Origin of the sequence: Sulfuriferula sp. GW1, assembly GCF_047300855.1 — a bacterium.
Classification (GTDB): Bacteria; Pseudomonadota; Gammaproteobacteria; order Burkholderiales; family Sulfuriferulaceae; genus Sulfuriferula.
Genome location: NZ_CP170197.1, coordinates 646264 through 660998 on the forward strand (window position 1 = coordinate 646264; position 14735 = coordinate 660998).

General features: G+C 55.1%; 14 protein-coding genes. 12 read left to right on the top strand and 2 right to left on the bottom strand.

Features of this window, described 5'->3' with window-relative positions; translation table 11 throughout:
- The first annotated feature begins 42 nt into the window (after positions 1-42).
- The 7 genes from ACFDAU_RS03260 to aspS all read left to right on the top strand — a co-directional run bounded on the left by ACFDAU_RS03260 (position 43) and on the right by aspS (position 8774).
- Positions 43-2028, top strand: a complete 1986-nt coding sequence (locus ACFDAU_RS03260; RefSeq protein ID WP_413438596.1) for a TonB-dependent receptor plug domain-containing protein — start codon at positions 43-45, stop codon at positions 2026-2028.
- 3 nt (positions 2029-2031) lie between these two features.
- Complete coding sequence (locus tag ACFDAU_RS03265; protein ID WP_413438597.1) at positions 2032-2679, top strand: response regulator; 648 nt, start codon at positions 2032-2034, stop codon at positions 2677-2679.
- Positions 2680-3056: 377 nt separating this feature from the next.
- The gene (locus ACFDAU_RS03270) at positions 3057-4073 is read left to right on the top strand and encodes an ABC transporter substrate-binding protein (RefSeq protein WP_413438598.1); all 1017 of its coding nucleotides are present in this window, start codon (positions 3057-3059) and stop codon (positions 4071-4073) included.
- A 38-nt stretch (positions 4074-4111) separates the two neighbouring features.
- Positions 4112-5959 carry an ATP-binding protein gene (locus ACFDAU_RS03275; protein WP_413439493.1) on the top strand — a complete coding sequence of 616 codons (1848 nt, stop codon included), beginning with the start codon at positions 4112-4114 and terminating at the stop codon, positions 5957-5959.
- A gap of 81 nt (positions 5960-6040) precedes the next feature.
- Positions 6041-6295 carry an FmdB family zinc ribbon protein gene (locus ACFDAU_RS03280; protein ID WP_413438599.1) on the top strand — a complete coding sequence of 85 codons (255 nt, stop codon included), beginning with the start codon at positions 6041-6043 and terminating at the stop codon, positions 6293-6295.
- A 37-nt stretch (positions 6296-6332) separates the two neighbouring features.
- A complete protein-coding gene (locus ACFDAU_RS03285) occupies positions 6333-6950 on the top strand; it encodes a DUF502 domain-containing protein (protein ID WP_413438600.1) in 618 nt (205 codons plus the stop codon).
- Positions 6951-6989: 39 nt separating this feature from the next.
- Positions 6990-8774 carry an aspartate--tRNA ligase gene (gene aspS / locus ACFDAU_RS03290; RefSeq protein WP_413438601.1) on the top strand — a complete coding sequence of 595 codons (1785 nt, stop codon included), beginning with the start codon at positions 6990-6992 and terminating at the stop codon, positions 8772-8774.
- Positions 8775-8801: 27 nt separating this feature from the next.
- Here aspS and ACFDAU_RS03295 read toward each other — a convergent pair whose 3' ends face one another.
- Positions 8802-9332: a hypothetical protein gene (locus ACFDAU_RS03295; protein WP_413438602.1), complete on the bottom strand. Its 531-nt coding sequence runs from the start codon at positions 9330-9332 to the stop codon at positions 8802-8804.
- 92 nt (positions 9333-9424) lie between these two features.
- Between ACFDAU_RS03295 and nudB the strand changes: the two genes are divergently transcribed.
- The 5 genes from nudB (at position 9425) to ACFDAU_RS03320 (ending at position 14096) form a co-directional block, all read left to right on the top strand.
- Positions 9425-9862 (top strand): dihydroneopterin triphosphate diphosphatase, encoded by a 438-nt coding sequence (nudB, locus tag ACFDAU_RS03300; protein WP_413438603.1) that lies wholly within the window; start codon positions 9425-9427, stop codon positions 9860-9862.
- Between the two features lie 111 nt (positions 9863-9973).
- Entirely contained in the window at positions 9974-11764 is a 1791-nt protein-coding gene (locus ACFDAU_RS03305) for a GGDEF domain-containing protein (RefSeq protein ID WP_413438604.1), read from the top strand.
- A gap of 106 nt (positions 11765-11870) precedes the next feature.
- Positions 11871-12623, top strand: a complete 753-nt coding sequence (locus ACFDAU_RS03310; protein ID WP_413438605.1) for an endonuclease/exonuclease/phosphatase family protein — start codon at positions 11871-11873, stop codon at positions 12621-12623.
- Complete coding sequence (gene clsB, locus ACFDAU_RS03315) at positions 12620-13777, top strand: cardiolipin synthase ClsB (RefSeq protein WP_413438606.1); 1158 nt, start codon at positions 12620-12622, stop codon at positions 13775-13777. The genes ACFDAU_RS03310 and clsB overlap by 4 nt, the downstream gene beginning before the upstream one ends.
- Before the next feature lie 85 nt (positions 13778-13862).
- Positions 13863-14096 (top strand): hypothetical protein, encoded by a 234-nt coding sequence (locus ACFDAU_RS03320; RefSeq protein WP_413438607.1) that lies wholly within the window; start codon positions 13863-13865, stop codon positions 14094-14096.
- 88 nt (positions 14097-14184) lie between these two features.
- Here the strand turns inward: ACFDAU_RS03320 and ACFDAU_RS03325 are convergent, their stop codons facing one another.
- Positions 14185-14640 carry a DsrE family protein gene (locus tag ACFDAU_RS03325; RefSeq protein WP_413438608.1) on the bottom strand — a complete coding sequence of 152 codons (456 nt, stop codon included), beginning with the start codon at positions 14638-14640 and terminating at the stop codon, positions 14185-14187.
- Between the last annotated feature and the right edge of the window lie 95 nt (positions 14641-14735).

Genomic DNA, 14735 nt, shown 5'->3' on the forward strand with positions numbered 1-14735 from the left:
CGGTTTGAATAATAATAAAAAAATGCAAGAAAAGGGGGAAGCATGCAATCAGTATTCCTGCGTCTGCTCACAGGGCTCGCGCTGGCAGGGAGTAGCCCAGTGTGGGCCGATACGGAACAACTACCCACCGAGGCGGATTACCTTACCGATCTGCCGGTCGTGCTGTCCGCTTCGCGGCTGCTGCAGCCCCAGCAGGAAGCACCGGCCGCAGTAACCGTGATTGACCAGGAAATGATCCGTGCCTCGGGTTTTCGCGAGATTCCCGATTTGCTCCGGTTGGTGCCGGGTTTTAGCGTATCCAACTATGCCGGCAACATCCCGGTGGTGACCTATCATGGCATGAGCGATGCCTACTCGCGGCGCATGCAGGTGCTGGTGGATGGGCGCTCCATCTACAACGTCGGTTTTGGCCAGGTGAATTGGCGCGATCTGCCGCTGGCGATCGAGGACATCGAACGGATCGAGGTGGTGCGCGGCCCCAACGCATCGACCTACGGCCCCAATGCTTTTTTGGCAGTCATCAATATCATTACCAAGCATCCTTCTCAAACCCAGGGTAATACTGCTTCTTTAACGATGGGTGACAAAAGCGTGCGTGACGGCATGTATCGTTACGGCGGCCAGCGCGGTGCTCTCGATTACCGTATTACCGTGGCGCAGAAGCAGGATGAACGCTATAACACCCTCCCAGATCTGTCGCGTGACCGGCTTGTCAACGTGCGTGCGGATTATCGCTTGAATACCTCGGATGAGCTCAGTACCGAAGCGGGATATAGCGAGGGTAAATGGCAGAAGGGGTTCCCAAACGATTTCTCGTATCCCGCACATGATCAGTATTCGGTGAGCGATTTCGTGCAGATGAAATTCCGTCGCGCGCCGGATGCCAACAGCGAATGGTCGCTACAGTTCAATCATTCTCACAACCGGGTACGCGAGGAGTGGAATGTATTCCTTGGGCCGCCAGATCTCCCTTTTTTGCCTCCGCCCTTGCCACCTACACTCAATTATCCTGTCAATCTCAACTATGAAGCTTATCGCGACAGCCTCGAGTTTCAGATGATTACCAACCCACGCCAGAATGTCCGTTTGGTGTGGGGTGCGGAGGTGCGGCGCGACCAGGTTACTTCGGCTAGCTATTTAGGCACCAATCAAGCCTTGGGCGGAAATTTGTATCGTTTATTCCTCAATGGCGAGTGGCGTGCCACGTCACACTGGCTGGTACAGCCTGGTGCCATGCTGGAGAAGCATTATTACGGTAACACCACTCTTTCTCCGCGACTGGCCGTGAACTATCTGATCAATCCAGATCACGCCCTTCGCGCCAGTATCAGTCGGGGTTACCGCTCGCCCACGCCGATCGAGGAAGGTGCCAATTTTCGCTATACATACAATGGGCTTCTGCTCAATCAGGTTGCGCTGAACAGCGGGGGGTTGAATTCAGAGGAGGTGTTGTCGCGCGAAATGGGTTATGTGGGCGATTTTCACAAACTTCGGCTGACAGTCGATGCGCGGGTATTCCACGATAGCTACAGCAAGTTGATAGGCCAGATCAAACAGTTTTATGCGCCGGGTACCGAGATTCTTGATCCTTACAATGGCTACACCAGTACCCGTAACCTGTACGGCGCCACCCTCACCGGTGCGGAGTTCCAGCTGCGTTGGCGTCCACTGGAAGGCAGTCTGATTGTGCTCAACCAAGCCTGGACCAGGGCACGTTCTGCTAATGGAGATACGCGCTATTCCGTGCCACGCCATCAGACCAGTCTGTTGATCAGCCAGGAATTCCTTGGTGGATATCAAGCCAGCATGGGCTATTACCAGGAAGCGGCAATGACCTGGCTGGGCGAGGGTGACCCGGTGCATCGTTACGAACGGGTGGACGCGCGTCTCGCCAAGCGTTGGCGCGATGGCGCACACGAGGCCGAGCTGGCGCTGGTGGGGCAAAGCCTGAATGGACCTTACAGTGAATTCAGGCCGGAAATGCGCTTCGAACGACGTGCTTTTGTGACGTTGACACTGGGCTGGTAGCCGATGAAAATTATCCTGGCCGACGATCATGCGCTGTTTCGTGAAGGAGCACGCCATCTGCTGCAGCAGATGGGGAAGGATGTGGAAGTGCTGGAAGCGGGAACCTGTCAGGAGGCCATCGCACACGCCAATCAACATGAGGACATCGATCTCGCATTGCTCGATCTGCACATGCCCGGCGTAACTGGCGTCGAGTGCGTCGTTCATTTCCAGACCGCTCACCCCGATGTGCCGATCGTGGTGCTGTCGGGTTCCGAATCGCGTCCCAACGTGCAGGCAGTCCTGGATGTCGGAGCGCTGGGCTATATCCCAAAATCTTCCTCCAGTCAGGTCATGCTCTCGGCCATACGCCTGGTATTGTCGGGCGGCATTTACTTGCCGCCGCTGGTGATGGATCAGGAGTTGGCCGCCACGGAAGTAATGGCTGCTCCCCAGGCTACTTCACGGGGCCAAACGTCGTGTTGTTTGACCGAACGCCAAATGGATGTGCTCAAACTGCTCGCTGCGGGTAAGCCAAATAAACTCATTGCGCGCGAATTGGGGTTGGGTGAAGGGACCATCAAAGTCCATCTGGCCGGTATTTTCCGCACCCTGGAAGTGAATAACCGCACCGAAGCAGTGATGGAAGCGCAGCGGCGCAAATTGCTGTAGTCGTGTTTGCACGACTTGCAATCTTTGCGCCATTGGCAACGACGGGTATCCTTGCTCTTGTAAGTTGAAACGGCAAGATAAAAAAAGAACCCCCATTTCCAGATAGAGAATGGGGGTTAAGCGGCAGTCTTGAGTGGCACTGCTGATGCCATGTTGTGAGTGGGTTGATTGGCTGTTGTTGGTTATTTCTTTCCAGATCAAACTTATCCTGTTGCGACAGGCGTACTGCGAGTCGACACGCTGAATTATCCGCGCCTGGAGGAAAATGGAAATCCACCATTCGGCCTAATTTTAGATAAATCAACGAATTACTGTATCAAATGGACTAATTCGAATGGCCTAGACCATCGCAAAACTACACGTTTGGCGGTTCGCAGATGACAATCCTGCAAGACGGCGAAACAAATGGCAGGATGCCGAAACCAGAACCGATGCGGGGAAAAACAACAGAAATGGGCAAGCGCCTCTACCTATTGCCGGACACCCTGCTGCTGTGGCTGGCTGTGCTGCTGGGTATGGGGTTTGCGACTGAGGGCTGCGCGCGTGAAGTGGTGCTGGTACTGTCTGAACGAAGCGCTCCGTATCTGGAGGCCGCCGCCGCAATAAGCAGCGGCCTGGCGGAAGCTGATGGGAAGCTCGCGCTGCGCATATTGAGCATGAATGAGGTGCGTGATAGTGGGTTTGGTGCCGATACCTTGTTGGTTCCTCTGGGTGTGAAAGCTACAGAAACGCTTGCTCGTTTGCCCGGCGCCGCACCGGTACTGGCCGGTTTGTTGCCACGTCAGCATTACGAGAAAATAATGCGCGAACTGGTATTGCGAGCACGCCGCCACCAGTTTAGTGCTGTGAGTCTGGATCAGCCCTATCTCCGCCAGTTTCGGCTATTGAATGCGGCGCTACCTGATATAAAACAGGTCGGTGTGTTGCTGGGATCAGCCACACTGGGTGAGCGGGATATGCTGGAGGTGGCCGCGGAGGACAGCCGCTTGCAACTGGTGGCCAAAACATTGGACAACGCCACGACACTATTTCCGGATATTGACGCGGTATTGCTGCATAGCGACGCTTTGCTGCTGCTGCCGGATGTCGAAGTGGTGAACCGCGCCAGTTTGCAGAGCTTGATTCTGACCTCCTATCGCCAGCGCAGACCGGTACTTGGTTATTCGGCTGCACTGGTCAAAGCGGGAGCACTGCTCGCGGTCTATTCCACTCCGGAGCAGATTGGCCGGCAGATCGCAGAGATAATCCGCCGCAAGCCTTTTGTGTTGCCACCGCCCCAGCCGCCGCGTTATTTTAGTGTGATGGTTAACCGAAATGTAGCGCGCGCCCTGTCGCTCACCATCCCGGCGGATGCACAGCTGTATGCTGCTTTGCTAGCGGAGCCCCAGCCGTGAACCGGTGGGGTTTGCGACAACATGCGATGCTCTTGGGTATGTTGCCGGTGTTGATCACCGCAGTGCTTCTTGGGGTGTATTTCAGTTATAGCCGTATCCAGGATGCCGAGCAGGCGCTGCGCGAACGTGGCGCCGCCCAGGCACGCTATTTGGCGACTGCGGCGGAATACGGCGTGGTTGCCTACAATCAGAAGTTTTTGCAAAACCTGCTGAACGCGCAGCATGCCGAGACAGGGGTGGATTTTGCGGCCATCTACGATACGCGTTTCAAACTGCTGGCTTCCGCCGGGGAGGTGCCATCCACCCTACAGGGTGCGACCGAGCCGATGGAAGTCGGCGACAGGCTGGTTTTTACTGCGCCCATAGATATGGCTCCTCTGCACGCTACCGATATGTTTACCTTGCATGAGAATGCGCCGGATATATCGGGGCATCGTATCGGGTGGGTACGAGTGGGCGTTTCTTTGCAGCATCTGGCTGCCATCAATCGCGCCATGTTATTGACCAGCGCAGGTATTTGTCTGCTGGTGATGATGTTCGGTATTGCGCTGGCGTTGCGTTTATCAAGAAACGTGACAAAACCGATACGTGAAATGCTGACTGTGGTGCACGCCATCGGTGCTGGTAATCTGCACGCACGCGTGGAGCATGACGCCGGGGGTGAACTGGGCGCGCTGCAAGTTGGCATCAATCAGATGACAGAGGATCTCACTACCTCGCGAGTAGGCATGCAGCAGCGTATTCGAGAGGCGACTGCCGCGCTGGCCGAACAGAAAGAAGCTGCCGAGCACGCCAACATCGCCAAATCTAAATTCTTGGCTGCAGCCAGCCATGACCTGCGCCAACCCATCCATGCGCTGGGGTTGTTTCTCGCTGCGCTCAAGAATGAACTTCATGAATCTGAACAACTGCGCATACTGACTAATATCGAAGCTTCGGTGGCTGCGATGGAGGGTTTGTTCAATTCCTTGCTGGATATTTCCCGGCTTGATGCGGGTGTGCTGGAAGTGCACGAGCGGGTATTTCCGGTGAACCGGGTGCTTGACCGGGTACGCACCGAATTTACTCATCAGGCCGAGGCCAAAGGCCTGAAGCTGCTGGTAGTGCCGAGTCGGGCTCTGTTGCATACCGACCCGCTGCTATTGCAGCGTGTGTTGTTCAATCTGGTGTCGAATGCGGTGCGCTACACAGATTCCGGCGGCGTGGTAGTAGGTTGCCGACGTCGCAATGCGCGGGTGTTGATCGAAGTATGGGATAGCGGACGAGGTATTCCGGAGGATCGGCAGCAGGACATTTTTGAAGAATTCGTACAGCTGCATAATCCCGAGCGCGCACGCGGCAATGGCCTCGGGCTGGGGTTGGCCATCGTTGAGCGCGTGACGCGGCTACTGAATTGCCCGTTGAGTTTGCGCTCTTGTCCGCAACGTGGCTCGGTGTTCAGTATAAGCGTGGCTCAATCTGAGCCAGGAGCGGTGGTAGAGGATTTACGCGATTCCGGACGGCGCACCCTGTCCGGGCAATTGCATGGGCTGGTTGTGGTCATCGATGATGATGAGGAAATTCTCACGGCTATGCGTAGCCTGTTGACCGGCTGGGGATTGCAAGTGGTCTCGGCCACCAAGGGTTGCGACGCGCTGGCGCAACTGGATCGGGCGCCAGACGTGCTGCTTTGCGATTACCGCCTGCGTGATGGGGAGATCGGGCTGGATGTTATCGCAAGGTTTCGCGCTATATTTGGTGCGGGCATACCGGCAGTGCTGATTACCGGCGATACGGCTCCCGAATCAGTACGTGCAATCAAGGTCAGTGGCCATGCGCTGCTGTATAAGCCGGTGCGGCCGGCCAAACTGCGCGTATTGCTGTCGAAAATGCTGCCGCACTTGTAAAGTCCTGAAAAACCCATATATCAGACATTCTTAATGTACAATAACGGGTTGAATTGTTAACCGTTTTTTCAGGAGTCTGCTATGCCTATCTACGCTTACAAATGCGCTGCTTGTGGCCACGCCGAAGACGTCATGCAAAAAATGTCTGCTGCCGCCCTCACGGTGTGTCCGCAATGCGGCAAGGATAGCTTCAGTAAACAACTTACCGCGGCCGGCTTCCAGCTTAAAGGGAATGGCTATTATGCCACCGACTTCAAGGGAGGCAGTCCTGCCAAGAAGGAAGAAGCTGCCCCAGCCCCGGCTTGTGGAACCGGAGCGTGCCCGGCGTGTACTTGACCAGACGCAACCACGGGCTGCGCGAAAGTAAAGCAATATGAAACGCTACTTCATCACCGGGCTCCTGATCTGGGTGCCGCTGGGGATTACCCTGTGGGTGCTCAATCTCATTATCGGCAGCATGGATCAGACTCTGCTGTTGCTGCCCCATGCGTGGCGGCCAGAGGCATGGTTGGGGATGCATCTGCCCGGCCTGGGCGTGGTGCTGACGTTGGCGGTGATTCTGCTGACGGGTCTGGTGACAGCCAATATCATAGGTCAACGCCTACTGCTGTTCTGGGAAAGCCTGTTGGGGCGGATTCCAGTAGTAAAATCAATCTATTACAGCGTCAAGCAGGTGTCGGACACGTTATTTTCCGGCTCGGGCGAGGCGTTCCGCAAAGTGTTGCTGGTACGCTACCCCCACTCGGACGCGTGGTCTCTGGCATTCCAGACCAACATACCCGGTGATGTCGCAGGCAGCCTGGATGCCGAATACGTGGGTGTATTTATTCCTACTACACCCAGCCCGGTGAATGGTTTTTATTTTTTTGTGAAAAAAACTGACACCATAGAACTGGGCATCAGTGTGGATGTGGCGCTCAAGTACATTGTTTCCATGGGAGTCGTCTCATCACCCGACAAACAAACGCTGGTCAATCATTCCAGCACCTAAGCAGCTTCAATTTTTCAACAATTCCAATTCAAAATTACCATGCGCACCCATTACTGCGGCTCCGTAAACCGCACCCATCTAGACCAAACCATCACACTATGTGGCTGGGCACATCGCCGCCGCGACCACGGCGGGGTAATTTTCATTGATCTGCGCGACCGCGAGGGCATGGTGCAAGTGGTATGCGATCCGGATCGTGCCGATACTTTCAAAATTGCCGAGGACGTGCGTACTGAGTTCGTGTTGAAAATCACCGGCCGCGTGCGCTCCCGCCCGGAAGGTACGGTCAACCCCAATCTGCCGACCGGCGAAATCGAGGTACTGGCACTGGAGATGGAGGTGCTCAACGCTTCTGCCACGCCGCCGTTTCAGCTCGATGACGAAAACCTGTCCGAGAACGTGCGTCTGACACACCGTTATCTCGACCTGCGCCGCCCGGTGATGCAGAACAACATGCGCCTGCGCTATCGCGTGGCCAAGACTTTACGGGACTACCTTGACGTCAACGGTTTCATGGAAATCGAAACGCCGATGCTGACCCGCTCCACGCCGGAAGGCGCGCGCGACTATCTGGTGCCGTCGCGCGTGCATGCCGGCATGTTCTACGCGCTGCCGCAGTCGCCGCAACTGTTCAAGCAGTTATTGATGGTGTCCGGTTTTGACCGCTATTTCCAGATCACCAAATGTTTCCGTGACGAAGATTTACGCGCCGACCGCCAGCCCGAATTCACCCAGGTGGATATTGAAACCTCATTCATGTCCGAAGAGGAAATCATGAATCTGGTGGAAGCGATGATCCGCGAGATGTTCAAAAAGGTCATGGACGTGGATTTGCCCAATCCGTTTCCGCGCATGCCATACAGCGAGGCGATGAACCGCTATGGTTCGGACAAGCCGGACATGCGCGTGGCGCTGGAACTGGTCGAACTCACTGACCTGATGAAAACCGTGGACTTCAAGGTATTCCGGGGTGCGGCGGACATGCAAGGCGGCCGTGTGGCGGCAATGAAAGTTCCCGGTGGCGCGGAGCTGTCGCGCAAAGAGATCGATGACTACACCGATTTTGTCAAAATCTACGGCGCCAAAGGCCTGGCTTACATCAAGGTCAACGATGTGACCCAGATCAATGAAACCGGTCTGCAATCGCCGATTGTCAAATTCCTGCCAGAAGCGGCGCTGGCCGAGATTATCGCGCGCACCAGAGCTGGCAACGGCGATCTGATTTTCTTCGGTGCGGACAAAGCCAGTGTAGTCAACGATGCACTGGGAGCACTGCGCAGCAAGGTCGGCCACGAAAAAGGCCATGCGGTGAATGAATGGAAGCCACTGTGGGTGGTGGATTTCCCGATGTTTGAATACAACGAAGGCGAGCAACGCTGGGATGCGCTGCACCACCCTTTCACCGCACCCAAGCTGGGCCACGAAGCACTGCTGGAAAGCAACCCGGGTGCTGCGTTGTCACGCGCTTACGACATGGTGCTGAATGGCTGGGAAGTGGGTGGCGGTTCGGTGCGTATTCATCAGCAAACAGTCCAGGAAATCGTGTTCCGCGCGCTTGGCATTAGCCAGGAAGAAGCGCGCGAGAAATTCGGCTTCCTGCTGGATGCCCTGCAATTCGGTGCCCCGCCGCATGGCGGCCTGGCCTTCGGTCTGGACCGCCTGGTGGCGCTGATGGCGGGCGCTGAATCCATCCGCGACGTAATCGCCTTTCCAAAAACTCAGCGTGCCAATGACTTGATGACGCAAGCCCCGAATGCAGTGGACGAGCGTCAGTTGCGGGAATTGCACATCCGCCTGCGCAATATAGAACCGGCAAAGGCATAGCCAGGCTTTGCCACCCCGAACAGGGGGTTATTTTTGCAGCGCGGCGAGCACTGACTGTTCGAAGTGTTGTGCCTTGGATGCACTCGCCACAGCGCCGAGGATTTTCTTGCATTTGGCGACTTCGGCCAGCAGTTCGCCTTGCGTTCTGGCTTGTGCGAGCTTGTCCACATGCGAGGATTTGGCGCCAAACAGTGCAGTCATCATATCTGCAGCATGGCGCTTCGCATCCTCAAAACGGTTGCCGCTATCCGAGCTGTGATGCAGGGCATGATCCAGCTTTTCGGCCAGATCATCGTGACTGCTGGTTGGGGTGCTTTCGGCGACCTCGGTTTTAACTGGGGCCTCGCTACTGAGGCAGATCAAGCCTAGCTTTTGCATGTCCAGAAGGGTGCCTTCCAGATCGCTGATGCCAGGCATGGACTGAGCTAGCTGCGCGATGGATAGCGTGCCATCCAGTACAAACAGGAGTTGGCGGCAACGTGGTCTGAGGCCGAGTTTGGGTTGTTGCAGTTCGTCACCGCCGAGCGCGGTACGGATAAAGCAGAGTGCAGGATTCATCTTTTGTCTCCATGTTTTACGTTTTATTTTTGGTATTTATATACCATTATTATCATAATAACGGCAATTCGTTACGAACCTTGAGAAAGTGCATGGAGCAAACGCACAAACAGCCGGTTTCAGTGCTGGTCGTCATTTATACCCAGGATCTGCAGGTGCTGTTACTGGAACGTGCCGATCATCCCGGCTTGTGGCAATCGGTCACTGGAAGTCGCGATGGTGAGGAAAGCCTCCGGCAAACTGCGGTGCGTGAAGTGAGGGAAGAAACCGGCCTGGATGCGCAATGTTTTCGCCTTGACGACTGGGGTTATCAAAATACTTTCACCATTTATCCGCAGTGGCGTCATCGCTATGCGCCAGGTGTTACCGAGAATACCGAGCATGTATTCGGTCTGATGTTGCCGAAAGCATTACCGATCACCGTGTCGCCGCGCGAGCACCTTGACTATATATGGCTAGCCGCTGAAGCGGCACCAGAAAAATGCTTCTCATCCAGCAATGCCGAAGCAATCAGGCGACTGCTCAAGTAAATTCCGTGAGGCGAGGCAGCAATATGAGGTTTCGCATAACCATGTTTGTCATGTAACTGTCATAGTGTACCTATAGGATGCCCAGGTTATTTTGTAAATAGGTAAGTAGCCATGAGACTGCATGACCTGTTGCTGGATATCCTGGAAAATGAAACGCTCCAGGCTGTTTTCCAGCCCATTATGGATTTGCGTGCGGGCCAACTGATAGGCTATGAAGGCCTGATCCGTGGTCCTTCCGACAGTCCACTGCATTCCCCCATCAAGCTGTTGGCTACTGCCGAACAATTCGATTTGTCTGGTCGCGTTGAGTCCTTGTGCGTGACCACTGTGCTTGACTGGTTCATCAAGCGAGCCCTGCCCGGGCGCCTGTTTTTGAATATAAGTCCGCTGGGATTGCTGGATGGTTGCCTGAAAACGGATGAAGTGCAGGCGCTTCTGAATAGTGATGGCTTACCGCGTGACCGTATCGTTTTCGAGATCACTGAAAGCTCACCCAAGATGGCGCTTGCGCCAGTAGTGGAAGCGATCATGGCATTGCGCGCGGAAGGCTTCCAGATTGCCCTGGATGATTTGGGCGAGGGTTTCTCCAGTCTCAGGCTATGGTCAGAACTGCAGCCTGATTATGTAAAAATAGACAAGCATTTTGTTCACAGGATTCATCAGGATCCCACCAAGCTGCAATTCATTCGTTCCATCCAGCAAATTGCCGAGAACGGCGGCGCTCGCCTGATTGCCGAAGGTATTGAAAACCGTGCCGAATTCCAGGTCATCAAAGACATGGGAATTTGTTTCGGGCAAGGCTATTTTATTGGTCATCCGCTCGATCGTCCGGCTCATTCACCCAGCCAGGAAGTGCTGGAGTGCATGGCCAGCGCGCAGATTTGTGTTTATCCGCACACCCAGAAGATCGATGCGCGTAAACATCAATCCCGGAAATTACTGATGGACGCGCCTTCAGTACCACCGAATGCGATGAGCGAAGAAGTGCTCAAGGTGTTTCAAACGCACCCCAAGCTCCATGCCTTGCCGGTGGTTAAGGATGGCGTGCCCGTTGGCCTGATCAATCGCAGCCTGCTGATAGACCGATTTTCGCGGGTGTATACGCGCGAGCTGTATGGCCGAAAGCCTTGCGCCATGTTCATGGACAGTGACCCGTTGATTGTCGATATCAAAACACCCGTGGCCGAATTGAGCCAACTGGTGGTCAACAAGGGTAAAAGCAATTTTGCCGATGGATATATCTTCACCGATCGCGGTCTCTACCTGGGGGTCGGGTCCAGCTTCGATCTGATGCAGGAAATCACCGACTTGCAGATCCAGGCAGCGCGCTATGCCAATCCTTTGACCCTGCTGCCCGGAAATGTGCCGATCACCGAACATACCGAACGTTTGCTGGAAAATGGGCAGGCATTTTGTGCGTGTTATGCCGATCTGGATCATTTCAAGCCCTTCAACGATGTCTATGGTTATCGCAAGGGAGATGAGGTCATTCAGATGACGGCCAATTTACTCTCTGTGCATTGTGACCCGGACATGGATTTTGTCGGTCATATCGGTGGAGATGATTTTTTCATGCTTTTCCAAAGCCCGGATTGGGAACAGCGTTGCCGCAGGATGCTGGATGCATTTGATAGCAGCCTTGCCCGGATGCTGCCTGCGCAAATTCTGACCGCAGGGGGTTATGAGGCGGAAGACCGGCGCGGTACCATGGAATTCCATCCTTTTCCCGCGTTGTCCATAGGCATAGTGCAGGTTGCACCGGGACGATTTGCAGGGCATCACGAAGTCGCGGCCGCAGCGACGGAAGTGAAGAAAATGGCAAAACGTACGACAGGTTCCAGTATCTATGTCGATAAACGCAGTAGTGCACAGGAGCGCGAACAACCACGCGCTGCTGCATAGCGACCCCTGATTTTGACGCGCATGGGCATGTCATCCTCCAGCAGATGGTGATATAAGAGACGCATAGAAATGACGCCTCGGCCATAGGAATTGCTATCATATGGGCATGAGCATCGTTTTGCGCGTCGCCAGCTACAACATTCATAAAGGGTTTTCCCACTTCAACCGGCGCATGGTCATCCATGAGTTGCGTGAGCGGCTACGGGCACTGTCTGCAGATATTGTATTTCTTCAGGAGGTGCAAGGCAGTCACGCTGGCCACGCAGAGCGTTTCGCCAACTGGCCCACTACCCCTCAGTACGAATTTCTCGCCGACAGCGTATGGCCGGACTTCGCCTATGGCAAAAACGCCGTCTATGATGCAGGTCACCATGGCAATGCCATCTTGTCGCGCTATCCCATCCTGCGCTGGGAAAATCTGGATATTTCCGCCCATGCTTACGAATCGCGCGGCTTGCTGCACGCCGAAATGGCGGTACCCGGGATGAAACAGGCGCTGCATTGCCTGTGCGTGCACATGGGTTTGTTCGAGCGTGGACGTGCCATTCAGATGCATTTGCTGGCTGAGCGTATCCGCAGCGCAGTCCCGGATGATGCGCCGCTCATTATTGCCGGCGACTTTAACGATTGGCGTATCCGGGCCGGGAAGCAATTGGCCCAGGAGCTGGGATTGAGAGAAGTGTTCGAGCTGGCTAATGGCAGTCCGGCACGCAGTTTTCCCTCGGCGTTTCCAATGTTTCACCTGGATCGAATCTATGTGCGTGGTTTTGATGTTGCCGAAGCGAGGGTAATGCATGGCGCCTACTGGCGACGTATTTCTGACCATGCCGCACTTACGGCAACCCTTAAGCACGCATGACACCAGGCCTCCTGTCCGGTAACCGCATTACCCTGCTGCAAAATGGTGTGGAGTTTTTCCCCGAGCTGGAAGCTTCGATAGAGGCCGCCCAGCACGAAATCCACCTGGAAACATACATTTTTGCAAACGACGTGACCGGTCGTACGATAGCAGCAGCGCTGTCGCGTGCCGCATTGAGAGGGGTGACAGTCCGTTTGGTGCTGGACGGATTCGGCAGCAAGGCATTGCCAAGCCAGCTACTGAACGAGATGCGTCGCGACGGGGTTGAGATTTTAATATTTCGCCCAGAACCCGGAATACTGCACCTGCGCCGCAACCGCCTGCGCCGTCTGCACCGCAAGCTGTGCATGATTGATGGACGCACCGCGTTCGTGGGCGGCATCAATATCATTGACGATATGGATACACCCGGACAGATTCCACCGCGCTACGATTATGCAGTTCGTGTGGAGGGACCGGTGCTCGCTCAGATCGCGCCCGTGATGCGGCGCCTGTGGAAGCTGGTGAAATGGACGCAAGGCCGCAGGGTGCACCGGTTGCATTCAGTGGCGGTGCATTCGGCCCCCGCTGGCGAACAACAGGCGGCGTTGCTGATACGCGACAACCTGCGCCACCGGCGCGATATTGAAGAAGCCTATCTGGATGCCATCAATGCGGCGCGCGATGAAATCATTATTGCCAATGCCTACTTCCTGCCCGGTATCCGTTTCCGCCGTGCGTTGATCGAAGCGGCAGGGCGCGGCGTGAGGGTTTCCCTGCTATTGCAGGGCAGGGTGGAATATCGCCTGCTGCACTATGCCTCGCGCGCTCTTTACGGCCAATTCCTGGCGGCAGGCATTACCATATGCGAATACCACAAGAGCTTTCTGCACGCCAAAGTCGCGGTAATCGACCAGCGCTGGGCCACCGTGGGCTCCAGTAATATTGACCCATTTAGTCTGTTACTGGCACGCGAGGCCAATATCGTGCTCGAAGACCATGCATTCGCCGGGCAACTGCATGCCAGCCTGCAAGCGGCCATCGATACGGGTAGCCGGTGTCTTGTCCACGACCATTGGCTGCATCGACCCTGGTATAAGCGCAGTCTGGGCTGGCTGGCTTATGGCACAGTAAGATTCATGATGGGGATGCTGGGATACGGCAAGCTCAATTGAAGAAATAGGTAGCGCGATGAATTTCTCTTATGACCAGCCAGAGACGGGATCGCTGGTCTATGCTGAATAACTGGAGGAAAAAATCATGCTCACATCCATCGCCAATGTCATGTTTCACCTCGATCGCAATCTCGGCCCTACGGAAAAAGTGGTGCTTGAAGACTGCGTACGCGAAGATCCCTGCGTCATCAGCGCCCATGTTTCACCATCCGCCCCGCACCTCATGCTGGTCGCCTACGATCCTGACTGCACCAGTATGCGGGCTATCCATCAAACGCTCGCCGAGCGCGGAGTGGATGCGCAGCTGGTGGGGCTGTGACCTGTTTGAATTGCTGGAGTGCTCCGGAAGAAATGTAGCTGCATTTCCTCCGGAGTTGGTCGTATCTGGGCGCCAAGAACAGGCTATTTCAGGGACGAATATAGGCATAGCCTTCTCGTTGCCGGTGCATGATCTCAGGCACCCCGGATTTAACGTAATTCAGATTGGGCAGCATGTCATCCCTGGTCAGATTGGTCTTCCTCATGGTGTTTTCGCAGGCAACTACCTTGATTCCGCTCGCGATCGCATCCGCTACTCTGGTGCCAACAGGTGAGTCCAGTTTCAAAATTGGCAGGCCAGGTCCGTACGCGACTATTTCAATGTCCACCTTGTCCTTACCAATATCTTCTTGTACGTTTTCGGCATTATTCAGGGCGAGCGCCCATTTTTTCGGATCATTGTCACTCACCTGAATGACCACCTTTTCTTTAACAGCAACGGCTGGGTGATGGGCTCGTGCGCTTGCCGCCTGGGCAGGCTGGAAAATTGCCAGTCCGCCCCAAAAAAGCGCAAGTAGCATGTAGATGGCTGGTTTTTTTCGCATGTTATCTCCTTCCGATAGGTAGTGAGTCGATATTCTTCCTTGCAGGAATAAACCTGCCAGGCCCACTATTGCGATATATCGGATTTAAGGAAAGC